Here is a 24,362-nt window from a genome sequence, read left to right on the forward strand (position 1 = left end):
CATATTTTTTAATTCCATCTGAAATGAACCGGTTTTATCGAATCATGAATGGGCTTCATTTCATATCCGTTTTCTTGGAAGTATTTCAATAGTTTCTCTAAATGGGCCGCAGTTGTCGGTTTTTCATGCATCAATACAACTAGCGGCTCAACACCGGAAAGGTTATTGACTTGCTGAATCACATTATTCACGAATTGACCGTTTGTATTTGCAGATTTCCAGTCCTCTGAATCAACAGTCCAGTCCCAAAGGTTAAAATGGTCGCGCTTAATTACTTCTTGAAATGGACCGGTGATATAGGGCTTTGATCCGTAAGGCGATCTGATCAAATGTGTGTCAACGTTGGTCGTTTCTTTGATGGCTTTAAGCGTATCATTCATTTCTGCCGCGAAGCTTTCAGGAGATTTATAGATTTTCGATACTTGATGCGTCACTCCGTGAGAGCCGACAGAATGGCCGTTTTCAACCATTTTCTTCACAATATCGGGATTTTGTTCAATATTCGGTTTTAACATGAAAAATGTAGCTTTCGCATGATACTTATCGAGCAAACTTAAGATTTTATCTGAAGCCGCAGGATTCGGACCGTCATCAAATGACAAATAGACGACCTTTCCGATTTCCGGCGCTGTTTGCTTACTTTCTTTTTTCTCTGCTTTATGTTTGCCTCCCGGCACCGATGCTGAAGCCGCGGAATTTTCTTTTATCGGTTCCTGCTTTGGGCCGGCAAGCGCATTCCAAGAAATGCATAACAAAGTCACACCGAATACAATCAACATACCTAGCACTAATTTTCCTAGTGCGCTCAATTTATGATCTTCTTTTGGTGAATTTGACACTTTTTCCAACTCCTTAGACTTTAATTAACAATCACTAGGTTTCTTTTAAACTCGTCACTCACAAGTGACAATTTTTTAAGCTGCTATTTTTGAAGACAAAGTTCTATAAGAAGGATGCTCTTTAAATATAAGAGGAAGATATCGCAGAAGTTCGACCAACTTGTAAACAAAATGTCACAAAAAGAAGAAAAACATCATTTTTTGAGGAATGATAATCAGGCTAATTACCCTGCAAAAAAAGTGAAAGAAGTCTTTACAAAAGAAAAACCTTATTTCGGTTAAATGCCGAAATAAGGTTTTTTTGCCTGATATTAAAGTGGAGAACGAACAATTATTTAAATGTGATGATATAAGCTTGCTCTTCTAAAAATCGCACGGATGCACTCTCCATGGCAGGGTACTGGTATTGAGCGTTAACAAGCAGGCTGTTGCCGTCCGGACTCCAAAATATTTCCGAAGGGATGGTGCCGTGGTATATCGGTTCTTCATAGAGGATATTTTTCCCCTGAAGCTTACCTGCATAGATATTGTCTTCATCCTTTAAAGAGTAAGCGATTTTCTTAAAGTCGTTTGAGAATTTAAAAACAGTTACTTTATCGAGCAGAGCAGAAAGCTCTCCGTTTCTGCGATCATATTCGCACAGGGTTTCCCCGGTGTCCAGGAATACAAATTGATCATTGTTTAACCAAACAGGCCCGCCGCGGCTGTCCAGACGCTTGTCCTCGATTTTAATGCGGCTGCCGTCAATGGTTCCCATTCTGATCCCGTACTCGTCGGAACGCTGCAACACGGTAAACAGCAAATCTCGTCCATTATCGGAGATGTTAACTCCGGTAAGCGAATCCTTCTCCGCAAAATCATTCAATGAATACGTTTTAAGCGTTCCGGAAGCCGTATCATAAACACGAAGGCCGGTCTCATCCCCCTGCCCGACATCTAAAACAAGATAGCAAACGTATCTGCTATTATTTGACCATGAAACATCTTGGACATAGACCTCACTGCTGGCGGAGGTGCTGGCGATTTCTGTTTTTTTCCCGCTCGCCGGCGAAAACAGCTGCATTGATGCCTTACTTAATGACAAAGTGACTCCGGCGATACGCTTTCCGTCTGGAGACATTTTTAGGTTGGACGTGTTGCTTTCAATGCCTTTTACGATTTCAGCTTTTTCATAGGGGGAGGAAAGGCGCTGAAGACTGTGCGCTGTACGTTCGGATGTCCCTTCTCCCTTGAAAAAACCGACAACGGAATCCGGTGAAGACCACCCGAGCAGCTGCCCGACTTTTGGAAGACGATAGATCGTATTGACTTGAAAAGGGCGGGTCTTCTGGTCATAGATATGATTTTCTTCCCCGCTTGGGATAATAATCGTTTCCGATCTTTTTCCGACATTATAACTGGACACGATAATGATCAGAAACAGCAGCACTCCTGCCCATATAATAAACGGTTTGTTTTTCATCATTTCTCAACCTTTGCGTAAGCTAATTCAACTTGAATCACTGTGTGGTTTTCTTTGTAGAACATCTCGATTGTTCCTCCGTGTTCGTCAACAATTGTTTTCACAATGCTTAATCCCAAACCTACACTTCCTTCTTCCTTAATCTTCTGATTGACTGAATAAAAAGGTTGGAACATTTTGGTGTGTTGGTCATTTTCCAATGGATCGCTTGGATTCTTGAATGTAAAAAGAATGTTTTCTCCAACGATTTCGGCCTTAATGATGATTTCCGAATGAGATAAGCTGTATTTGATGGCGTTGTCCAGCAGATTGATAAAAAGCTGGCGCAGCCTGCTCACCTCACCAAGAACGTACAGGCCATCTTCAATGTCACAGGTGATCCTTTTCTTATACCGTTCTGCCCGAAATTTCATCGACTCGCAAACATCTTTTAAAATTTCGCCTGCGTCGATCCTGTCAAATTGAGCACTCTTGGACGTTTCCCGGGATACTTCAAGAAGCTTGATCACCAAATTATGCAGGCGCCGGCTTTCTTCGACAATGTGGTTCATTCCTTTATCAAAAAATTTCCGGTCCGCTTCCCCTTTATCTTTTATGATCTCAGCATATCCTTGGATGGAAGTCAGAGGTGTTTTCAGCTCATGCGTCATATTATCAAAAAACCGTTTTTCTTGTTCGTTAAGTTCTTTTAGACGGTCGCGATCCCTTTCGATGGTTAAAATTTGTTCCCGAATCCTGCTGATCATATCGTTAAAGTTGACGGCAAGCTGGCCAATCTCATCTTTTCTATTAAAGTGGATATCCATATCCAGCTTACCCTTCTTGACTTGTGAGGTGGCATCTGTCAGCTTGACGAGCGGAATCGTGATATGTCTGGACAGGATATAGGAGAAAAGGAACGCCGCCACAAATATTGCAAGCGCGATATAAAAAACAATATCCAGAATCTCTCCGCTCTGCTTATACAGCAGGTCGAAATTTTTCGAAAAGCGTAATATGCCTACTTTTGTGCCTTCAATGACAACCGGATATGAGAAAAACACTTTTGCTTTATTCCGGTTATAGGTGATATGATAGGCAGTCTTTCCTTTGATCGCCTGTTGAAGATCTTCATCACTCCCTCTGGAAAACACCTTCTGATCAGAAGAAGACAACAATGCGCCATCTACTGTATAAACACCGACATTGCTTCCTGTGGAGTGATTTAAATTATCTACCATTTCATCGGCCATATCACCGAAATAAAGTTCATTGTTTTTATAGTGATTGATTAAAAATGCTTGGTTTACATAGACGGTACTGTTTTTTTTCAGTTCGACTAAATCCGATGTTACAATTTTTTCGTTACTCGACCAAATGACGTTCTTAACCGTGTGATTGAGCACAAGGAAAGAGAGAGAAAAAATCAGAAAAAAGCCAACAATAAACTTGCCCTTGATGGTCCGTAACACTCTCTACTCCTCCTGCTTCTCGAATTTATATCCGATGCCGAACACTGTTTTAATCAAGTCGCTTGCATCAAGCTTTTTGCGGAGTCTTTGAATATGGGTATCGACTGTACGGGTGTCACCGAAAAAATCGTATCCCCAGATGAATTCCAAAAGCTCTGAACGGGTAAAAACTTTTCCCCGATGGTCAACCAAAGTCATTAGCAGATCATATTCTTTAGGAGTTAATTCGACGGCTGCCCCGTCTTTTTTCACCAGTCTTTCGCCCGGAACGATCACAATATTTTTAAACCGGATCTCATCCACTTTTTCCGTTTCCCGTTCGTTCACATGATGGGCTTGTTCCAGACGCCGAAGGATCGTGCGTATTCTCGCGACAACTTCGCGCAGATCAAACGGCTTTGTAATATAGTCATCGGCCCCGAATTCCAACCCCAGTATTTTATCCGTGATATCTGATTTTGCGGTAATCATCAGTATTGGAATATTACAGCTTTCGGTCACTTTTTTGCAAATATCCAATCCGCTGCAGTCCGGCAGCATCCAATCGAGGAGCAGAAGGTCAGGTTTGAACTGATCTAGTTTCCTCATTCCTGAAGAACCGTTATTGACCGTGCACGTTTCAAAGCCTTCGGACGTCAGCCCGTATGAAAGCAAATCAGCAATTGCTTCATCATCTTCAATAATCAGTATTTTTGTTTTTTCCATCAGTCATCACTCATTCCCTGTTTCATGCTTATTTTATCTAAAAAATCTCTTTTGTTTCTCGCATCCTTCTATAGAGATTATACATAAATCCAAACCAAAGTCTTCATTTGACAGCCCTTCAGTCATCCCACTCTTATTGGGAATGGCTGGCGGACTTTAGTGTGTGCAGTAAAAAGCGAACCGCCTTGTATAGATTACCAGAACGGGAGCGGCCATTTCCATATGCGGTTTTCACTATGATAAAGTTTGCGGTTGTCCTAAATTCTTCTTTCATCTCCTCTTAGACGCTCATCTGTCTTCCTGAAATTCTCACTCTTTTATCGGCTACAAAGGCATAAACGTTTCAGGATATACAGAAATTTTACAAATTGGATACATTTTGCCCTCAAATAACTGAGCACCTGTTCTGTATGAACAGGTGCTCTTTGTTTCGTATGGAACAAGATTCTTCGTCAAATTTGGCCATCATCCTGCTTATTTCTTGGAATGTAGAACGTGAAGGAAGTACCTTCGTTCAGCATGCTGTGGACGGTGATCGATCCGTTGTGTGCATCGACGATGTTTTTGACGATCGCAAGCCCGAGGCCAGTCCCGCCTTTTCCTCTCGTCCTTGCTTTATCGGCCTTATAAAAACGTTCAAAAATAAACGGCAGATCCTCTTCGGGAATCCCGCTGCCGGAGTCTTTCACGGCAATCTTCAGCCCGCTTTCAGCAGACTGCACATCGACATGAACGGTGCCCCCGGCATTTGTATGGCGGATCGCGTTGTCAATCAGGTTGGTTAAAACCTGCTCCATTTTGTCCGGATCAAACACAAATTTTGCTTCATGCAGATCAAGATTGTGAGAAAGCGTAATATTTTTGTCCCCGGCCACTCCGTAAAACTTTCTGAACACTCTCTCAAAAAACTCGCGGAGCTCCACCGGTTCAACGTTTAAGGAAATATGCCCCGCCTCCATTCTGGCAAGGTCCAGCAAATCATTCACAAGCCTTCCCATTCTTAAAGACTCGTCATAGATGACCTGGGCGATTTCCTTTTTTTCTTCCTCAGAGCTTGCGATGTCGTCAACGATCGCTTCACTGTACCCTTGAAGCATCGAAATCGGTGTTCTCAGCTCATGGCTGACATTGGCGATAAAATCTTTTCTCAGCTTATCAAGCCGTCTTTCCTCCGTCATATCCCTCAACACGGCAACCGCTCCGCGTACATGGGACTGATTGTACAGCGGACTCATGAGCAGCACCCATGTTCTGCCTTGCAGGGTCATTTCAATCATCTGCTCTTTCTCCGTGCTGACGGTGTTTTGAAAAAGCTCTCGCGCTTCGGGAGGCAGTTCATGGCCTTCTTTTACATTCATGTTCTGCTCATAATACCAAGCCTGTAAAAAGCGTTCAGCCGGAGGGTTTGTCACAAGGATTGTCCCGTCGATATTAATGGTGATCACGCCGTCGGCCATACTGCTTAAGATATTCGACAAATGCTCCTTTTCCTGATTGAGTGCCGTAATGTGAAACTTCAGCTGGCGCCCCATTTGGTTAAAGGCAATCGCCAGCTCGCCGATTTCATCCTGGGTCAGAATCGGAATCTTCGTATCAAACTTCCCTTTCGCCAAGTCCTGGGCACCCTGCCGCATTTTTCTGAGCGGGTAGGTAATCCGGCTTGAGAGGAAGAAAGCGAAAATCGTCGTTAACACAATCGCAATCGCAGCGGCAAAGAGGATATACCTCGTCGTATGCTGTGTCGTATCCTTGACGGCAAGAAGCGATTGAGAAAGAAACACCATGCCTTCATCTTCGCCTTTCCCGTAGGGTACGCCGACAATCAGCTGATCGTTCTTTTGATTGGAGATAACCGTCCTCTTCTGCACTTTTTGATGCTTGCGAAGCGCTTCGTTCAGATCTGGATCGTTTTTAATATCTTTTAATGTGATGGAAGCCACTTTTTGATGTTCCCGCGGTGAATACCAATATTCATTCTCATTTTTGATGACGGCGATGCTCGTCAGTTCATCGGCAAGCTCCCATGTAATCGATCTGGCTGTCTCCTGGTCTTTATGGTTTTCCATGATGACGGCCACCTTGCTGGCGAGCTTTGTCAAATCAGCTTCCGCTTCATCTACATGGTAGTTTTCAATAAACTCGAGCAGAAAGAACGTAAGGATAAATAAGACAAATGAAACCAAAAGCAGTATGGTAAACCACAGTTTACCGACTACGCTCTTCCAAAACTTCATTCGTTTCCGACCTCAAATTTATACCCGACGCCCCATACTGTTACGATTTTTTTCGCAGCTTTCGGCGAGACTTTGTTCAATTTTTCACGTAAACGTTTAACATGGGTATCGACCGTTCTCAAGTCGCCGAAAAACTCGTATTGCCATACTTCCTTCAGCAGCTTTTCACGATCGTATACTTTATCAGGAGTTTTGGCCAGAAAGTAAAGCAGTTCGTATTCTTTCGGCGTCAGGCTGACTTCCGTTCCGTCCGCCATGACTCTGTGAGCATCGTGATCAATGGATAAGTGAGAAAAAACAAGCACATTTTTTGCCGTTGTATCCGTATTCAGGTAAGAGGTTTGCGATGATCTTCTTAGGAGCGCCTTGACTCTCAGCACCACTTCCCTCGGACTGAAAGGTTTCACAATGTAGTCATCGGTTCCGACTTCAAAGCCCTGCACCCGGTTCGCTTCTTCGCCTTTCGCCGTCAGCATGATGATCGGAGTGGCTTTTTTATCGCGTACTTGGCGGCATACTTCAATGCCGTCGGTTCCCGGCATCATCAAATCGAGCAGGATTAAATCGTAATCGTTGCCGAGGGCTTTGTCGATGGCTTCATCGCCATTCTCGGCTTCTTCGATCTTGTAGTTTTCCCTTTCAAGGTACATTTTTAAAAGTCGTCTGATTCTTGCCTCATCATCTACTACTAATATTTTTGTCTCTTTCGTCTGTTCCATCGTAAACCTCCTGATTTGAATCTTCTTACATTCATTTTATTAGAAAAGCGATTGTAAGCCAAGCCAAGAATGCCTTTCCTCAATTTAAAACAAAAAGCTGCGGAAGGCCCGGTGAAAAGCCCGGACCTTCCTGCACCGCACGGATCATGCATAAGAGTGAAGCCCGGCGATCACAAGGTTTACAAAAATAAGATTAAACATAATAATGGCAAAACCGATGACGGCGAGCCACGCCGATTTTTCGCCGTGCCAGCCTCTCGAAAGCCTGAGATGCAGATAAGCTGCATAAAACAAAAATGTAATCAGCGCCCAGACTTCTTTCGGATCCCAGCCCCAGAATCTGCTCCACGCCAGCTGTGCCCATATCATCGCGAAAATAAGCGCGCCAAGCGTAAAAACCGGAAAGCCGATCGAAACGGAGCGATAGCCGATTTCATCGACAAGGTCAAGGTTCACATTTTTCACGAGCGGCTGAAGAAGCTGACTGATGCGTTTTCTGATGATCAGCCTGATGACACCGTAAAGCAAGGCGCCGGTTCCAAACGACCAGAGAACGGTATTCAGCTTCCGGCCTGAAAAAATGGGCGGCACATTGACAAGCGGCTCCATTCTCTCCTCCGTTAAAAGTTCTCCTTTATTCGGGCCGATAAGAGCGGGAAGCTCGTAAATCATGACGTCTTCCTGGTTGTCTTTATCAATCCACTTAAACTGCGCCTCATAGCCCCCAATGCGGAATGAGGTCGTCACAAGGATAAACGCGAGCGTTGTCACAAGCATAAACATGACACATTCGAGCCAGAACGTTTTTTTGCCCGGCTTTGAATGATCCACATGCTTGAGCAGAAAGATCACGCCGGCGACAAAGCTGATGGCGAGAATCGCCTGCCCGAGGGCTGCAGTCGTGACATGAATATACAGCCAGTTGCTTTGAAGCGACGGAATCAGCGGTGTGATATCGGTCGGAAACATGCTGGCATATGCGATCAAAAGCAGGACAACGGGAAGCGTAAACAGTCCCAATGCGGACAGCTTGTAAATAAAGTAGATGATGATGAACGCCAGGACGAGCATCATGCTGAAAGCAGTTGTAAATTCAAAGAGATTGCTGACCGGCGCGTGTCCGGAAACGATCCATCTCGCAATAAAATATCCAAACTGGCATACAAATCCGATGATCGTGATCAACACTGCGATCGATGCCCAGCGGTTCTTCTTCTTCCGGTCTGAAGCCTTGCTCCTGATGGAGCCGCCAAAAAAGAAGACCGCTGAGAGATACAAGAGAAATGCCGCGTACAATAAATTGCCGCTTAACTCTGCCATGAAAACCCCTCCCTATGCTGGCCGTTTATTTTTTTTCCTTTGACAGTTCTTTTTGATCGGCCGGTTCGGATATCCCCGTATCCGCGAGCGCGGCCTTCAAGTCCTGCTTCAGCCCGTACCAGTTTTTGTTCGTATGTCCGGCGACGAGCACATGCCCGTCCAGCGTTCTGAGCCAGATCCTTCTATGGTGCCAGTACATCCCCTGAATGACGCCGATCATAAAGATGGCACCGCCGACCATGAGCACCCACAAAGTCAAATCTTTTCTAATTGTGAGGCCTGAGAGATTCTTCGTTTCGACATGGTCAAACTTCATTTTGTATTTATTGTCGTCAGAACCTTCGATTGTTTCCTGAATCGCCACGAAACTTTTTTCTCCTTTAGGCTTATCCGGTGCGGTGATCTGGAATACAAATGCCGGATTGTTCGGATTCCTCGTTTTCGTGCTCGGTTCCCCGTCTTTGTTAAAATAAAAGTCCGGCAGGTAGCTTGCTATATGAACTTTGTAACCGTTACCAAGATCATATTCCGGTTTCGGCTCCAAGAGGTCGATTGCCACTTTGCCGAAGGATTTCCCGCTGTCTTTTTCAATCAGCTGAAACACCATTTTGTCGAGCTCGCCTTCCTTGTATGTCAGCTGATAGAGTGCATATGAACCGAATTTCAACGGGTCATTGACCTTGATCTTGCCGTTTTTCACTTTCTTCAATTCAGGCGCTTCGCCCGGCAGGCTGTCATTTTTTCTTTCATACAGTTCAACATCGGTTTGATATGTTTTTGCGACAGTCCCGTCACCAGCTTTGGTGATCGCCTCTGAAAATACTTCTTTTTCTTTTTCACTGTCGTACATTTCTTTTATAAACCGGTTGTTTTTCAAATAGTAATGGCCGTCAGTTCCCGGAATTGGCACCGTTTCCCCTTCCCTGATCCAAAGGGTTTCGTCGACATACATGCCCGGGACAAATCTGAGCATGACCCCGATGAGGAATATAATCAGTCCGATATGGTTAACATATGGGCCCCACCTTGAAAAACGGCCTTTTTCGGCAAATAGGTTGCCGTTTTCTTCCTTGACGCGGTATCGTTTTTTCTTCAGCTTACCGATGATTTGCGATTTTGTGTCCTCAGACATGTCCGCTTCCGTCCGGCTGAATAGGCGCTGCCTCTCCATAAAGTTCGGATTTCGCGTGACGCCCTGGTTTTTCAGGGCCCTGTACAAAGGAACGACCCGGTCAAGGCTGCAGATGACAAGCGAAATGCCGATTGAGGCAACCAGAATAATAAACCACCATGAACCGTAGAGATTGTGAAAACCGAGAGCATAATAGATTTGTCCGAGAAGCCCGTATTGTTCGCTGTAGTATGTATCAGCCTGCGCACCCGGCGGCAGGAACATTTCCTGCGGAAATATCGTTCCAAAAGCGGATGCTGTCAGCGTAATGACGATCAGCCAGACGCCGACCTTTACAGACGAAAAGAAATTCCATATTTTATCTACGATCGTTTTATTATAGGTTTGAGAGCGTCTCGCACTTCCGTCATACCGCATGTCAAGGAGTTTGGCATCCTGTTTGACCAGCGGCTTTCCGCACGATTCACACAAAACGGTACCCGCCGGATTCACATGGCCGCATTCGCATTTGATTTCTTTCATCATGACGATCCCTCTGGTTTGATCATATTCATATAATCGTGGATCATCCGTTCTGTCATCTCGCCCGTCACGACCTTGACAATCTCTCCGTCAGGGTTGATCAAAAACGTGGTCGGCAGCGGTGTGACATCATATGCGTTAAGGACCTGCCTGTCTTTATCAAGCACAACCGGAAAATTGACGCCGTGGTCTTTCATAAAGTTTCTGACGGCGAGGTTCGATTCGCCGACATTGACGGCGACGATTTCCACCCCTTTATCCTTAAACACCTTGTATTGATTCGCCATATAAGGAAATTCTCTTTTGCATGGTTCGCACCATGTTCCCCAAAAGTTTAAAAATACCCCTTTGCCTTTTAGTTCGTCCAGTTTGAGACGGTTGCCGTCAACATCCTCCAGCGAAAAAATGGGAGCTTTTTCCCCCACCGCCACACTCTCCGTGTTTTGAAACACGGCGCTGTACAGCGTGTAGCCAAGCGCTGCAAGCAGCACAAGGAGGATGCCTGTCCGAATGTAAAAACGCTTTTTTTTCATAATCCGCCCCCTCATGTAGACATTCAGTATCATTATATCATCTCAAGACTGACTGCCATTTGCCTTTTTTGAAGGTTGTGTGAAAATTTAGAAAGCCGCTTTACCGTGTTCTGCCAATGCCCTGAGCCTTTTGACTTCATGAGGCGTAAGCTCTCTTTTTTCCCCTGTTTTCAAGCCCGCCAGGTTCAAAAAAGCATACTCTTCCCTTTTCAGCTTGAGCACCTCGTGTCCGATGGCTTCAAACATTCTCCTGACCTGGCGGTTTCGCCCCTCATGGATCGTGATTTGGACGATGCTTGTCTGCTTTTTCTTATCAAGCGACAAAAGCTTCACTTTTGCAGGAGCTGTCTTTCCATCCTCAAGGCGCACGCCCCGCTCAAGTTTTTTTAAATTCTCCTTTAAAGGAATGCCTTTCAGCTTTGCTACATACGTTTTATTAATTTCGTATTTCGGGTGCATCAATTTATTGGCGAAGTCCCCGTCATTCGTTAGCAATAAGAGGCCGCTCGTATCATAATCAAGCCTTCCGATCGGATAAATCCGCTCCTCCACCTCGGTGAAAAAGTCGGTCACAACTTTCCGGCCTTTGTCGTCTTTAACTGCTGATATAACCCCTCTCGGTTTATACAGGAGAAAATAAACGGGTTCTTCGCTTTCAAGCTGGACGCCGTTTACCTCAATCCGATCGGAGCTTGATACTTTAACGCCAAGCTCTCTGACGGTTTTGCCGTTGACCGTGACTCTCCCTTCTTTTATAAGCTCCTCCGCCTTCCGCCTCGATGCGATACCGGCGTGGGCGATTACTTTTTGAAGTCGTTCCATATCTTTCACCTCATGTATTATCTTACTTTTTTCCAGACCAACAAACAAGTTTGCGAGGCGCCTTCTTCCTTAGGAAAGTAGCTCTCCGCCCTTAAATGTATCCTTTCTCACCTCAAAAGTAAAACAGTTTTGGCTAAAAAGCAAAAAGCGCCTGTTGATCAGGCGCTTCCAAACAGCAATGTTACAATAATTACAGACGCGATAACCCCCGCTAAATCAGCAAGCAGTCCCACCTTTAAAGCATCCCCCATTTTCTTGATTCCGACCGCTCCGAAATAGACGGTCAAAACGTACAGAGTCGTGTCTGTCGATCCCTGCATGACAGAGGCCAGCCGGCCGATGAACGAATCGGGCCCGTAAACGGCGATCAAATCGGTCGTCATGCCGAGCGCTGCCGTTCCCGAAATCGGCCGGATCAGAGCCAGCGGAACCACTTCCGTCGGAATTCCCACGGCGGAAAACACGGGCTTTAAAAGATTCATAAAAAAATCGAGCGCCCCTGAAGCCCGGAAAACCGTGATCGCTACAAGCATACCGACTAAATAAGGGATAATGGAAAATGCAATTTGGATTCCTTCCTTCCCCCCCTCAACAAACGCTTCATAAGTCGGAACTTTTTTGAATGTACCGTATAGCAGAATCGTGGCGATGATAAACGGGATAAGGGCCAGAGAAAGCCAGTTGATGAATTCCAAATGCTCACCCCTTCTTTTTTCTTCTATAATAAAAGTATCGGTCGATGAAGATCGCAAAGATCCCCGATATTAAAGTCGCCAAAATGGTCGGACCGACGATGTCTGTCGGCGCCTTTGCATCATATGTCATCCTGACCGCGATGACGGTCGTCGGAATCAAGGTAATGCTTGACGTATTGACCGCCAGAAAGGTGATCATTGAGCGGCTCGCTTCCCTGCGGTTCCGGTTGAGCGCCTTCATCTGTTCCATCGCTTTAATACCGAGCGGTGTCGCTGCATTGCCCAATCCGAAAAAGTTGGCCATTAAATTGGATAAAATATATCCCATCGCCGGATGATCCGGAGGGATCTCGGGAAACAGCTTTGAAATGAACGGCCGGCACAGCCTGCTGAATTTTTCGAGAAGCCCGGACTGTTCAGCGATTTTCATCAGCCCCAGCCAAAAAACAAGGACGCTCATCAGTCCGATCACAATCGTGACGGCTTCCTTCGATCCTTTAAATACAGCTTCATTAACTTCCTGAACCGTTCCGTTGAAAAGCGCAAACACCAGACCGATCACCGTTAAGCCGACCCAGATTATATTGACCATGATGAACCGCCCGCCGCTTTTTGGAATACGGATTGAAAGGTCTCGAAAAACGATTTTTTCGGTTTTTTGTTTCGCTCGTTTTCATAATAGATCGGTACGCTTGCAATCGTTTTTCCGTCGAACATGACGTTCATTTCTCCGATGATGTCCGGGATTTCTTTTTTGTTTTTACGCCATGATTTTTTCGGTTCAAGAAGCTCGATATCAACCTTCACATCTTCTTTTTCCTCTTCGTTTAAAAGATATGTGACATCCCGTTTAATAAAAGCTTTATTTCCGTAAAAAGAGTCTTTTAATTTCGGAATCTCGCCTTTTTTGGCGATGATATATGTTTTGTAGTGGCCGAATACATAGTTGAACATGTTCATATGATCATTCCAGTCGTCAGGGGCATTGATTGTGACGGCGATCAAATCGGTTCCGTCTTTCGATGAAGTGGAGACGAGCGTACGCTTTGCAAGCTTTGTATATCCCGTCTTCCCGCCTGTACTGTATTTGTAAAGCCCTGTTAAAAGCTTGTTTTTATTTCTCCAGATGCCTTGCATCGTTTCTGCTTTATAGCGTTTCGTTCCGGCGATTTTTTTGTACGTTTCATTTGTCATCGCATATTTTGTTAAAAGCGCCATATCATAGGCCGAGGAATAGTGATCAGGGTGGTCATCAAGTCCGTGCGGATTGCGGAACAGGGTGTTTTCCATGCCGAGCTCGGCCGCTTTTTGATTCATCATGTAGACAAAGCCTTCCAGGCTTCCGCCCACATGTTCGGCAATCGCAACGGCTGCATCATTTCCCGATCTCAGCATCAAACCGTAAACAAGGTCCTTCAGCTTCACCTTTTGCCCGCTTGTTAAATAGATCGATGATCCCTCTGTCCTGACCGCTCTGTCGCTGACCGTGACCGTCTCATCCAATTTGCCCGATTCCACGGCCAAAATGGCTGTCATAATCTTCGTAATGCTTGCAATGCGCCGTTTTTCATGCTCATCCTTTGCAAACAAAACCCGTCCGGATTGCCCGTCCATGACAATCGCGCTTTTTGCGCTGATATGAAGGGAGGGCTGTGCTTGAGCGGTTTCGTATGAAGAGCATAAAAGAGAGCATATCATGATGGCTGCTGCCGCTTGTTTTAGAAAAAAGCGCATTTTTTCTCACGTCCTTGTGGTTGTTTGTACAAGTTTATGCGCTTGTCTTTTTGTTATGAACACCAATTGGATGATTTCCCGAGAAAAATCTAAAGCAAGATAAAAACCCCCCTTTCATGAAAGGGGGAGTTCCGGCTCACGGTTCATTTAAGCTATGATCTCGGCTGAACCATCTTCATTCGATAGTCAGTCGCATAGTATTCCAATTCTTCTCTCATCGATTGATATCCTGTTTCAAGCGAAGCCATCAAATTTTTTAATGAGGCCGGCGCTGGTTCGTGAAAGCAAATGGCGTTTTTTCCCGTGTAGGCCGCTCTGCTGTCTTCGTACCAAGTATCTTTTTTCGGTGTAAAAAATTCTTCTATGCATCGATGATAGACCTGATAGAGCGTCCTTTCGGCTGCAGCCTCCTGAAAAGGATCCTGCTGCAGCCTGATTCGGCAGGCCGCAAGCCCTTCTTCACAGTAAACCGCCAGTTTTCTCAAGTTGCTGAGGACATCGCGATAATAATCTCTTCTCCCGGGCTCTTCGGCTTCAAGGGATGAAAGCGTCGTTTCGTTTAAATAATCGCACAGCGTCTGAACGGTCTGTGCTAAAAATTCGCCTGCCTGCTCGGTTTGGGCTCTTGCCATAGATTTTCCCATTGGTGTCGGCACCCTCTCCTCATCGCTTTGTTACAATCGTATTCTTTCATGAATGAAATTAAACATAAAAAATACGATAATATATATTATCATACTTCGATCCTTAAGGTGAATCTATTTTAAATCTTCGAACGTCTGGTTAAAGTTTTCGAAGAACAGATCGGCTTCTTCCTGAACCCCGTCTTCTTCTACATTTTCGGGCAGCGGCGGAAGCTCTTCAAGCGTTTTTAAGCCGAATTGTTCCAGAAATGTTTCTGTTGTACCGTACAAGATCGCCCTGCCCGGTCCATCCGCCCGTCCGACTTCGCATAACAGCGCTTTTGCGACCAGGCTCTGAAGAATCCGTTCAGATTTGACCCCTCTGATCTCCTCAACTTCCGCTCTCGTGATCGGCTGCTTATAAGAGACGATGGCCAAAACCTCGAGCGCAGCCTGAGAAAGCCCTTTTGAAGGGGCTTCGATCAGCTTTTTCAAATAGACGGCGAATTCTTTTTTGGTCGAAAGCATGTACGTATCCGCATACTCGACAAGCTCGATGCCCCTGTCTTCTTTTTCATAGGTTTCTTTGACATCAAGCATAATATCCAGCAGCTCGGCTTCATCGACCTCCAAAACGGATAATAGCTGTTTTTTTGTCAGGCCCTCGTCGCCGGCGGCATACAAAAGCGCTTCGACAATGGCTTTCCAATTCACGATATCAAGCGTCATGAATCGCTTCACTCCCTGTTATGTAAATATCTGAAAAGTTGTGTTCCTGTTCAATGATGATCAGCTGGTTTTTCATCAGCTCCAAAATCGCCAAAAACGTCACAACGAGATGCTCTTTCTGTTCATACGGGAACAGTTCCATAAAATGCATCCTTTTGCGGGACGATTTCAAACAGTCGACGATTTGCGTCATTCGCTCTTCTATCGGTATTTCCTGTCTTGAAATTCTTGTTTCAGACGGCCGGTTGATTTTTTTGCGGTTCAGCACTTTTTGAAACGCCCCGAGCATGTCGTAAACGGTGACGGACAGCTTTTGCTCGCTGAGTTTGATTTCCTTGGCGTAGTCGCTTAAATCGCTCGGCGGCTTTGCGAATGCTTTTTGCCGCTCTTCCTCGCGCTCCTTTAAATTTTGCGCGGCACTTTTGTATTTTCTGTACTCTATTAATTTTTCAATCAATTCTTCTCTCGGATCCTCTTCCTCCTCGAGAAACTCTTCGTCAAACAGCTCTTCTTCCTGCTTTGGAAGAAGCATTCGGCTTTTGATGCTGAGAAGGGTCGCAGCCATCACCAAATACTCGCTGGCCACGTCGAGCTCAAGTTCGCGCATCGTGTGCACATATAATAAATACTGCTCGGTTATCTTCGCAACAGGTATGTCATAAATGTCTATTTCAAGGCGGTTGATTAAGTGCAGCAGCAGATCCAGGGGCCCTTCAAACGCCTCGATTTTCACCTGATATTCCATGTTCATTTCTCACCATTTTCAAAATCGCTTCTAAGCCGGCTAAAACTGGCTACCCTTTAGTATAAATTACGCGTCTGCATGAAGTCCAATATAATTTAAGAAGCTTTGGCATCCGCCTATACGGTTTGAGTGTATTCTGCATAGAATACCGTGTAAAATCTTAAATCTGAGGAGGGAACAACATGGGAGGTAAAGGCTTCGGCTACGGCGGAGGATTTGCTTTGATTGTCGTTCTGTTTATTTTGTTGATTATTGTTGGAGCGGCATGGATCTATTAACATAAAAGATGAGAAGCGTCCGTTACCGGGCGCTTTTTTCACAGCCTGGATATATCAGCCGTTTTTCCTCCGTTCCGTTCTTATGATACACTTTAACGGAAACTTAAAGGAGGATGTCAGATGTATCCCCAAGCTTATATCGATTACCTCGCCGAATTCCACGGGGCAAGGGATTATTTTGAGTGCCACGAAATTCTAGAAGACCATTGGAAAAAGGACCCTCCCGGCGAGCGGAAATTACACTGGGTCGGGTTGATTCAGCTGGCTGTCGCGCTCTATCATCAGCGGAGAAACAATTTTGCCGGCGCGGAGAGATTAATGGCGAACAGCATTCGCATCCTGGCGTCCGAAAAAGACGCAGTTGAATCGCTCGGATTGGATTACAGCCGCTTCATCGAACTGTTAAGGCGGACTCACCAAAAAATCGAAGCCCATTCCCCTTATGAAAGCATCATGCTCCCGATCGCAGATGAAGCATTGATCAAAGCATGCCGGAAACAATGTGAGAAAAAGTCATATGAGTGGGGAGCAAACGCTGCACCAGACGCCTTTATCATTGATAAACACCGGCTGAGGGACCGGACTGAAGTAATTGCCGAGAGGGATAAACAAATCAAGCGGCGAAAAAAGAGCAGAGGCTAGAAGCCTCTGCTCATTGGTTATATGTGATGTCTTCATTTTCATGATCCTGACAGCGCTCAAAGAATCCTTTAGTTAATTCATTCGGAACCAGCGGTTTAGGTGCAAATATTGGCGAAATAGCCGACACCATTTTTTTGCCGATTCCCTGATGACGGTGAGACGGATTTACACTGATATGCTTGATCTCGACTTCTTCTTCTCTTTTCTCTACTCCTACACAGCCGACAATATCCTCGCCTTCTTTCCATAGGAACAGTTGCCTTTCAGTGTCCGTTTCATAGTCTTTAATTGTCTGCTGAAGCTGCTTGACGTCCTTCTCATTCGGCATAAACGAAAGGAGCCCCATCGCAATCTTTTCGAATGACTTTTTATAACGAATTAACATAAATACCCCTCAATATATCAAAATGTGGATCTAACGAAGGCTAGTCGCTTCACATCACATTATAAACATTTTTATAACCTTTTTAAACTCTTTTTCGGCAATTATTGAAGCGACCGGGTCAGGTTCGCCATTTCAATCGCTGCCGCGGCAGCTTCTGCACCTTTATTTCCGGCTTTTGTTCCGGCGCGTTCGACCGCCTGCTCGATCGTGTCTGTCGTCAATACGCCGAAGATCACCGGAACGCCTGTTGACATGCTGCTCGCTGCAATCCCCTTAGCCGCTTCATTGCAGACATAGTCATAGTGGCTTGTCGCTCCTCTGATAACCGTGCCCAGCGTAATCACTGCGTCGTATTTTTTCGTTTCAGCCATTTTTTTGGCGATGAGCGGAATTTCGAAAGCGCCGGGAACCCAGGCGACATCAATATCATCAGCTTTGACCCCATGTCTCAACAGCGTGTCTTCTGCGCCGCTTAGAAGTTTGCTTGTAATAAAATCGTTGAACCTTGACACAACGATCCCAATTTTCAAATCTGTTCCAATTACATGACCTTCTATTTTATTCATATGAATCCCGTCCTTTTTTGTGATTGATTTTAGTTTAAAAATGAAGCATATGCCCCAATTTTGATTTTTTCGTTTTTAGATACTTTTCATTATCTTTTTTTGTCTCCATCTGCAGCGGCACCCTGTCTGCGATCGTCAGGCCGTAACCTTCGAGACCTGCAATTTTTCGCGGGTTGTTCGTTAACAGCTTCATTTGCTTCACGCCGAGGTCCCTTAAGATTTGGGCGCCGATCCCGTAGTTGCGAAGGTCTGGAAGAAAACCGAGCTTTTCGTTAGCCTGTACGGTGTCGTATCCTTCTTCCTGCAGCTTATAAGCTTTCAGTTTATTGATTAAGCCGATTCCCCTTCCTTCCTGTCTCAAATACAGGAGTACGCCCCGGCCCGCTTGTTCGATTTGCGCGAGCGCAGCGGCAAGCTGCGGGCCGCAGTCGCAGCGGTAAGAGCCGAAAACATCGCCCGTCAGGCATTCTGAGTGTACCCGGACAAGCACAGGCTCGTCACCGAAAGGTATGTCGCCTTTGACGAGTGCTATATGTTCTTTGTCATCGATTTCGTTTGTATAGCCGTAAACCTTGAAGGTACCGAATTCGGAAGGCAGCGTAATTTTCACTTCCCGGTTGATCAGCGTTCCCTTGCTGTAGCGGTATTCGATCAAATCTTTAATCGTGATCATTTTCAAGCCGTGCTGATCGGCTATTTTTTTGAGTTCAGGCACCCTTGCCATCGTGCCGTCTTCATTCATGATTTCGCAGATGACGCCGGCCGGCGCGGACCCGCACGCTTCTGCAAGGTCAACGGCCGCCTCCGTATGTCCGGCTCTTTTTAAAACGCCGCCTTTTTTCGCGATCAGGGGGAAAATGTGCCCCGGCCTTTTAAAATCACCCGGATGCGCGTGATCAGCGATCAGCGACATGACGGTCAGCGACCGCTCCTGAGCGCTAATCCCCGTCTTTGTATCGCGGTGATCGACACTGACCGTAAATGCTGTGTGGTGAGAATCGGTATTTTCGTCCACCATCGGTTGGAGCTCAAGCCGGGAAGCGATCTCTTCATTGAGCGGCGCGCAGATCAACCCCCTTCCGTGCGAAGCCATAAAGTTGATTACATCGGGTGTTGCGTATTCCGCCAGCGCAACGAAATCGCCTTCGTTTTCCCTGTTCTCGTCATCGACTACGATGATGACTTTTCCCTGCTTCAAATCGCGAATCGCTTCTTCAATTGTGTGAAACATAGACGCACAGCCTCCTTTCATTTAAAACCCGTTTTCTTTAAAGAATGCTTCAGTCAATGCCTGTGCCTGTTTTTCTTGTTTTGTTTGGTGGAGAAAGCGGTAAATGTATTTGCCGATCATATCGCACTCGATGTTGACGATGCTTCCGACCTTTTTTGCAGGAAAAATCGTTTCATCCAATGTGTGCGGGATAAGCGAGACTGTTACCTGATCCTCCGTCAGTCCGAATATGGTGAGGCTGACGCCGTCTACGGCGATCGAACCTTTTAACACAAGCATTTTGGCCAGTGAAGGGTCAAGTTTTAAATCATAGTATACGGTGTTTGCCGCTTTTTCTATGCGAACGATCGATGCAGTGCCGTCGACATGCCCCGACACCATATGCCCGCCGAAGCGGCCGTTTGCCGCCATCGCCCGTTCAAGATTGACGCGGCTTCCTTTTTTCAATGTGCCGAGTGATGTTGCTTTCAGCGTTTCAAGCATGACATCCGCCGTGAAACTGCTGGAACCGAACTCATTTACGGTCAGGCAGACTCCGTTGACAGCAATGCTGTCGCCGAGCTTCACATCTTCGATCACTTTGTTGGATTGAATGACTAAAGACATGGCGCTTCCCGCCTTTTTCATGTCCAAAATCGTTCCGACTTCTTCAATGATGCCTGTAAACATATGTCACCGCCTTATTCTTTTATCGGTCTTGCTGCCAGCTTTATATCCTGGCCGATCTTGGTAATGGTTGTGAATTGCAGTAAGGGGACATCTTTCATCGATTGAAAGCCTTCACCGGAGAGGATGCTGGGAGATTGCAGCCCTCCGATTAATTTAGGGGCAAGATAGAAGATTATTTGCTGATAGAGTCCTTCTTTGACGAAGCTTGCGTGAACCGTTGCGCCTCCTTCGACAAAGACTGAAGCGATGCCGCGGTCTGCAAGGTGCAGAAGCACGTCGCGCACCTGAAGTTCATCCGCATCGAGCACGGTTACCTGCACACCTTCTTTTTCCACGTTCCGAACCTTTTCGGGATCTGCCTTGGACGTCGTGTAAATCCAAGTAGGCGCTTCTTTATCCTGAATCACTTTTGACTGGAGCGGGATTGACAGCGTCGTATCGAGAACGACGCGCACCGGCTGATTCACCGCACCGGGGAGACGGCATGTCAAACTTGGGTCGTCTGCTTTTATTGTGCCCGATCCGACTAAAATACACTGGTGGTTTTTTCGGTATTGGTGAGCATCCATCCGCGCTTCTTCAGAAGTAATCCATTTGCTGTCGCCTGTTGCGGTGGCGGTTTTGCCGTCAAGGCTTGCAGCGGCTTTTAATGTCACATACGGAAGGCCTGTCCGCATAAAATGCATGAACTTTTCATTCAGCTCTTCCGCCTGTTCTTTGAGAACGCCTGTTTCCACCTCGATCCCGGCGCTTCTCAGCATCTCGATTCCTCTTCCGGAAACGAGCGGATTCGGATCTTCCGCAGCCACGACCACCCGCTTCAAACCGGAACGAATAATCAGTTCCGCGCAAGGAGGCGTTTTGCCGTAATGGCTGCACGGTTCAAGCGTCACATAGATGACGGCTCCTTCCGCATGGCGGCCTGCCATTTGAATGGCGTGCACTTCTGCATGTGCTTCGCCGTATTTTAAATGGGCTCCCATTCCGACCACTTCGCCGTCTTTGACGACAACCGCTCCGACAAGCGGATTGGCCCCGGTCTGGCCTTCGCCCTGCCTCGCCAGCTCCAATGCAAGATTCATATAATGCGCATCCGTCATGAATTTCCCTCCCTTCTTTCAAAAAAATAACCCCGGATGTTGATCCGGGGGTTGTTTTTGTGCATGAGAAATAAAACTATGCTTATTCATTATTTTTTACATAGTCTCTTCATCCTTCTCCCATCCAGACTTTCACTGTCGGCTTCAGCTTTTCACTGAATCCACCGCTTTGCACGAAGCACAGCGGGTCACGGGCTCTAAAGCTGTCTCTCGCTTTATTACCGCCGGTCGGGATTTTCACCCAGCCCCGAAGGATACAATCGATATTTACTTGTCCTTATGCGTAATTATAGCGGCCGCATATTAAAATTGCAATGAAAACTGCTTGCACAGAAAAACCCTCTGAAAAACAGAGGGTTTTTATTCTGCCACCTTGACGACTTTTATTAATCCGTCGATTCTGTTGGCATTAGAGAAGTAGGCCTTTACTTTGTCTCCTTCTTTAATGTCGGACAGATCCTGGTTAAGATTTTTCGCATTGAAAATGATCTTCGTTCCGTTATCTGATACCCCGTGGTATTCAGTGCCGTCAATTTTGGTGATCTTATATTGATAAATGGTATAGTTCTTTTCCTCAGATGAGACGGTTTGGCTGAGCGCCGTTGAGACATCCTGAACGCTTCCGTTTTTTAAATAATAAAAGCCTCCGGCCAGTACGGCAGCCAAAACGAGCAGAACCGTGAGCTTGAATTTTATTTTCCCCATGATCAAAACCTCCAGAACACGTTCTGAACTATCCTATGTTTATTTCCTATGAATGATGAAATAAAACATGTTCGATTCAGACGGAAAATATGTGGTTTTTAAGTATAACGCAAAATGAAGGGAAATCGTTTCATATTCAGACGAAATACTACTTATAACCTACGAATGTACATTCTGATTTAGGGGTGTTTGCGAAAACAAGCTTAAAAATCGAGTCTAAATCACTACATTTCAAAAAACCGTTTGTTCTGTCTTCTTCGCTTCAGGTTTCGTTGTAAAAGTCGTTTCGGATGGCGATAACAGACTGATTTTTAAAATACTCGCTGTCTTTTGTTTTTGCCCAGGCGAGAAACTTCACATGCTCGGAATGGAACAGTGCCTCGTGTTGGGGCGAGCGAGCAGCAGCCGCGCCGAGTCTGTGTTTGATTCCGCGGATGAACTTCCAATATTGATAGAAAGGCAGTTTTAATTTTGTCATAAATCCTGCCGAGTCTTCAATCACATATCCTTCCTCTTCAATCGACGGGTCATTTGACACAGACAGGTACCATTTATAAAAATCGGTCCACTGATGAAAAGTAATGACTTTTTGCTTACATTCTACGCGGAATGTCTCCGCAAAACGAAGGACGTCTTCATACAGCAGCTTTTCATATTTCATCTGCCTCTTGACAATGTCGAGAAGGACAAGCTTGTCCGATTCGTACTCGATAATGTGCGGATCTTTTTCTGGCAGCACGACTTCAAACACTAACGAAACATTGCGTTTTTTCACATATTCTTTCATAGCCTCTGTTTGAGATGCGTCAAACGTTTTGTAAAACAGCTCTTCCACCCATTTCGCATGGCCGTCTTTTTGTCCGCTTGATGTATAGGATTTTGAGGTGAAGACAAGCTCATCGGTTTCAGAATTGTAGCCGACCGTTCCCAAAAATCCATTCGCCTTATCATAGACGGTGACCGGAAAGCGCAGCGTGTTAACGAGAACATGCATTTTCGTCGTCAGACGCTCCTCGATGTTGAAAAATTTGTTGTAGCTTCTGCTGACGATTTCATTCGTGTTTCTATTAATAAACAGCCCTCTTGCCTTCATGCTGACGCTGTCCCATTTTCTCTCCTGAAAAGCCTTTCTCGTAAAGTTAAAAGAGGAAATGCCGCCGGCTAGTTTTTGCTCAGACACATAATCATGTTCGTCCAAATGCTTTAGAAAATGTTCGACCGTCAGCTCCTCGTGCGCGTGATGAGAAGTAAGCGGAGGAGCGGAAGTTTTAAACACATCATTTTTTATTTCGTGTGTTTGAATTCCCGACCGATCAATGGTGACAACTCTTAAATGCCCGCCGTGCTCCACCTGCCCTTCCAGGTTATATGATTTTGCAGCTGCATGCACTGGAAGTCGGAACATGTTTCTGTGCCCGTGGATTTGAATGATGTTCCGCCCTTCCATATTTTTCGTAAAGACATGGTCGATATCTGTCTCATATCCGCCGACACCGTTGATCAGCTGGCTGGTAGCCGTAAACAGAAGGTTGTCAGGGAGCGCGGAAATGCCGCCGTGCGTGATGATGTAAGTGTCTTGTCCATACGTGAAGTAGGCAATTTGGTGGAAGCGCCTGGCCAGTTCCCTGATATCTCTCTTGTCAAAACCTGCTTCGTCTAATTCTGGTTTTGTCTTCTTGTTGAATACGCTGCTTCTTGTTACTTCGTCATGCCCGTATTGCTTTAAATATTTATCATGATTTCCTTCGAGCAAAATCACATTTTTGCGGTCTTTGATACGGAGAAGGAATTGGACGACTTTTGCGTTTTCTATTCCTCTATCAACCATATCGCCTGTAAAAATATATAACTCGTCATCTTCGAGTCTGCCTTTCAAATAGGAATCAAGCACCGTAAAACAGCCGTGCACATCCCCGATGACATGTATTTTTTTGTAGCTGTCAAGCCGCCTCGGCTTATACTGCATAGCATCGGCAAATTCTTCCGGCTTGATCACTGTTGTCCAGGAAGGCGCCGGTTCGGATAAAATCCGCTCGTGCATGGCGTGAACCACGCTGTCTGGCACCCGCTTATGCTCAGCCCTCTCGCGGTTTCTCAACAGGGCGGTCTCAAGCGGAACATTGGGAAAATCAACCACATACGCTCTGTAGCGATACTTTAAAACGAGAGCTTTATAGCCGGAAATCATGCTTTGTTTTGCATGTGTGGCATCAACGATCGTGAATTCTCCCCTCTCCATCCTTTCTTCAAGCAGGCTGAACAAAAGCTTCCATACCTTGCCGTCATTTTTTTGGGAAATGTCGTATTTCCCTTCCAAATTTAACACTGGTGACTGATGGATCAGCCTCAGCTGATCGGCAGACAGCGTATATTGATTCAATTGATGATCCCTGATCCAGGTTGATTTTCCGGTGCCAGGGCAGCCTCTAAGCAGTACTAAAGTCCTCATTGTTGATCTCCTTATTCAGTTCTGATGAGTTAATTTTAGCATTCCTTCCAAGAATATACGTAATTTTTTGCT

The 24,362-nt window shown here is 45.7% G+C and carries 25 protein-coding genes and 1 riboswitch; of the genes, 2 read left to right on the top strand and 23 right to left on the bottom strand.

What is annotated here, in order from left to right; translation table 11 throughout:
* Window positions 1-8: 8 nt before the first annotated feature.
* The 16 genes from TRNA_RS33655 to TRNA_RS33730 all read right to left on the bottom strand — a co-directional run bounded on the left by TRNA_RS33655 (window position 9) and on the right by TRNA_RS33730 (window position 16,265).
* The gene (locus TRNA_RS33655) at window positions 9-839 is read right to left on the bottom strand and encodes a polysaccharide deacetylase family protein (protein ID WP_003183075.1); all 831 of its coding nucleotides are present in this window, start codon (window positions 837-839) and stop codon (window positions 9-11) included.
* 331 nt (window positions 840-1,170) lie between these two features.
* Entirely contained in the window at window positions 1,171-2,304 is a 1,134-nt protein-coding gene (locus tag TRNA_RS33660) for a WD40 repeat domain-containing protein (protein WP_009327978.1), read from the bottom strand.
* Complete coding sequence (locus TRNA_RS33665; protein ID WP_003183078.1) at window positions 2,301-3,752, bottom strand: HAMP domain-containing sensor histidine kinase; 1,452 nt, start codon at window positions 3,750-3,752, stop codon at window positions 2,301-2,303. The genes TRNA_RS33660 and TRNA_RS33665 overlap by 4 nt, the downstream gene beginning before the upstream one ends.
* A gap of 3 nt (window positions 3,753-3,755) precedes the next feature.
* On the bottom strand, window positions 3,756-4,457 hold the full coding sequence (locus TRNA_RS33670; RefSeq protein WP_003183080.1) for a response regulator transcription factor: 702 nt from the start codon (window positions 4,455-4,457) through the stop codon (window positions 3,756-3,758).
* Window positions 4,458-4,909: 452 nt separating this feature from the next.
* On the bottom strand, window positions 4,910-6,691 hold the full coding sequence (locus tag TRNA_RS33675; RefSeq protein WP_003183082.1) for an ATP-binding protein: 1,782 nt from the start codon (window positions 6,689-6,691) through the stop codon (window positions 4,910-4,912).
* The gene (locus TRNA_RS33680; RefSeq protein ID WP_003183084.1) at window positions 6,688-7,410 is read right to left on the bottom strand and encodes a response regulator transcription factor; all 723 of its coding nucleotides are present in this window, start codon (window positions 7,408-7,410) and stop codon (window positions 6,688-6,690) included. The genes TRNA_RS33675 and TRNA_RS33680 overlap by 4 nt, the downstream gene beginning before the upstream one ends.
* Window positions 7,411-7,554: 144 nt before the next feature.
* Window positions 7,555-8,730 (bottom strand): c-type cytochrome biogenesis protein CcsB, encoded by a 1,176-nt coding sequence (gene ccsB / locus TRNA_RS33685; protein ID WP_003183086.1) that lies wholly within the window; start codon window positions 8,728-8,730, stop codon window positions 7,555-7,557.
* A gap of 25 nt (window positions 8,731-8,755) precedes the next feature.
* Window positions 8,756-10,384: a cytochrome c biogenesis protein ResB gene (gene resB, locus TRNA_RS33690; RefSeq protein WP_011198082.1), complete on the bottom strand. Its 1,629-nt coding sequence runs from the start codon at window positions 10,382-10,384 to the stop codon at window positions 8,756-8,758.
* Window positions 10,384-10,917: a thiol-disulfide oxidoreductase ResA gene (gene resA / locus TRNA_RS33695; protein ID WP_003183090.1), complete on the bottom strand. Its 534-nt coding sequence runs from the start codon at window positions 10,915-10,917 to the stop codon at window positions 10,384-10,386. Before resA ends, resB begins: the two co-directional genes overlap by 1 nt.
* A gap of 87 nt (window positions 10,918-11,004) precedes the next feature.
* Window positions 11,005-11,739 (bottom strand): 23S rRNA pseudouridine(2605) synthase RluB, encoded by a 735-nt coding sequence (rluB, locus tag TRNA_RS33700; RefSeq protein ID WP_009327967.1) that lies wholly within the window; start codon window positions 11,737-11,739, stop codon window positions 11,005-11,007.
* Between the two features lie 158 nt (window positions 11,740-11,897).
* Window positions 11,898-12,434, bottom strand: coding sequence for a spore maturation protein (locus tag TRNA_RS33705; protein ID WP_003183094.1), 537 nt, complete (start codon window positions 12,432-12,434; stop codon window positions 11,898-11,900).
* Between the two features lie 4 nt (window positions 12,435-12,438).
* On the bottom strand, window positions 12,439-13,026 hold the full coding sequence (locus tag TRNA_RS33710) for a nucleoside recognition domain-containing protein (RefSeq protein ID WP_009327965.1): 588 nt from the start codon (window positions 13,024-13,026) through the stop codon (window positions 12,439-12,441).
* Window positions 13,014-14,132 carry a D-alanyl-D-alanine carboxypeptidase family protein gene (locus tag TRNA_RS33715; RefSeq protein ID WP_369878958.1) on the bottom strand — a complete coding sequence of 373 codons (1,119 nt, stop codon included), beginning with the start codon at window positions 14,130-14,132 and terminating at the stop codon, window positions 13,014-13,016. Before TRNA_RS33715 ends, TRNA_RS33710 begins: the two co-directional genes overlap by 13 nt.
* Window positions 14,133-14,320: 188 nt before the next feature.
* Window positions 14,321-14,812 carry a YpuI family protein gene (locus tag TRNA_RS33720; RefSeq protein WP_003183101.1) on the bottom strand — a complete coding sequence of 164 codons (492 nt, stop codon included), beginning with the start codon at window positions 14,810-14,812 and terminating at the stop codon, window positions 14,321-14,323.
* A 114-nt stretch (window positions 14,813-14,926) separates the two neighbouring features.
* Complete coding sequence (gene scpB / locus TRNA_RS33725) at window positions 14,927-15,520, bottom strand: SMC-Scp complex subunit ScpB (protein WP_003183104.1); 594 nt, start codon at window positions 15,518-15,520, stop codon at window positions 14,927-14,929.
* Window positions 15,510-16,265 (bottom strand): segregation/condensation protein A, encoded by a 756-nt coding sequence (locus TRNA_RS33730; RefSeq protein ID WP_009327962.1) that lies wholly within the window; start codon window positions 16,263-16,265, stop codon window positions 15,510-15,512. Before TRNA_RS33730 ends, scpB begins: the two co-directional genes overlap by 11 nt.
* Window positions 16,266-16,447: 182 nt before the next feature.
* Between TRNA_RS33730 and TRNA_RS43325 the strand changes: the two genes are divergently transcribed.
* Both TRNA_RS43325 and TRNA_RS33735 read left to right on the top strand, forming a co-directional pair.
* Window positions 16,448-16,543: a YjcZ family sporulation protein gene (locus tag TRNA_RS43325; RefSeq protein WP_003183108.1), complete on the top strand. Its 96-nt coding sequence runs from the start codon at window positions 16,448-16,450 to the stop codon at window positions 16,541-16,543.
* A 120-nt stretch (window positions 16,544-16,663) separates the two neighbouring features.
* Window positions 16,664-17,185, top strand: coding sequence for a DUF309 domain-containing protein (locus tag TRNA_RS33735; RefSeq protein ID WP_003183111.1), 522 nt, complete (start codon window positions 16,664-16,666; stop codon window positions 17,183-17,185).
* 10 nt (window positions 17,186-17,195) lie between these two features.
* Here the strand turns inward: TRNA_RS33735 and TRNA_RS33740 are convergent, their stop codons facing one another.
* The 7 genes from TRNA_RS33740 to TRNA_RS33770 form a co-directional block, all read right to left on the bottom strand.
* Window positions 17,196-17,570: a GNAT family N-acetyltransferase gene (locus tag TRNA_RS33740; RefSeq protein ID WP_003183113.1), complete on the bottom strand. Its 375-nt coding sequence runs from the start codon at window positions 17,568-17,570 to the stop codon at window positions 17,196-17,198.
* Between the two features lie 101 nt (window positions 17,571-17,671).
* Window positions 17,672-18,136, bottom strand: a complete 465-nt coding sequence (gene ribE / locus TRNA_RS33745; RefSeq protein WP_003183115.1) for a 6,7-dimethyl-8-ribityllumazine synthase — start codon at window positions 18,134-18,136, stop codon at window positions 17,672-17,674.
* Between the two features lie 34 nt (window positions 18,137-18,170).
* Entirely contained in the window at window positions 18,171-19,367 is a 1,197-nt protein-coding gene (locus tag TRNA_RS33750; protein ID WP_003183117.1) for a bifunctional 3,4-dihydroxy-2-butanone-4-phosphate synthase/GTP cyclohydrolase II, read from the bottom strand.
* A gap of 21 nt (window positions 19,368-19,388) precedes the next feature.
* Window positions 19,389-20,036 (bottom strand): riboflavin synthase, encoded by a 648-nt coding sequence (gene ribE / locus TRNA_RS33755; RefSeq protein ID WP_003183118.1) that lies wholly within the window; start codon window positions 20,034-20,036, stop codon window positions 19,389-19,391.
* A gap of 11 nt (window positions 20,037-20,047) precedes the next feature.
* A complete protein-coding gene (gene ribD, locus TRNA_RS33760; protein ID WP_011198083.1) occupies window positions 20,048-21,136 on the bottom strand; it encodes a bifunctional diaminohydroxyphosphoribosylaminopyrimidine deaminase/5-amino-6-(5-phosphoribosylamino)uracil reductase RibD in 1,089 nt (362 codons plus the stop codon).
* Between the two features lie 108 nt (window positions 21,137-21,244).
* A riboswitch (FMN riboswitch) is annotated at window positions 21,245-21,395 on the bottom strand.
* 101 nt (window positions 21,396-21,496) lie between these two features.
* Window positions 21,497-21,841 (bottom strand): hypothetical protein, encoded by a 345-nt coding sequence (locus TRNA_RS33765; RefSeq protein ID WP_003183123.1) that lies wholly within the window; start codon window positions 21,839-21,841, stop codon window positions 21,497-21,499.
* A 262-nt stretch (window positions 21,842-22,103) separates the two neighbouring features.
* The gene (locus TRNA_RS33770) at window positions 22,104-24,290 is read right to left on the bottom strand and encodes an RNA ligase (protein ID WP_011198084.1); all 2,187 of its coding nucleotides are present in this window, start codon (window positions 24,288-24,290) and stop codon (window positions 22,104-22,106) included.
* Between the last annotated feature and the right edge of the window lie 72 nt (window positions 24,291-24,362).

The organism is Bacillus licheniformis DSM 13 = ATCC 14580 (genome assembly GCF_000011645.1).
Taxonomy (GTDB): Bacteria; Bacillota; Bacilli; order Bacillales; family Bacillaceae; genus Bacillus; species Bacillus licheniformis.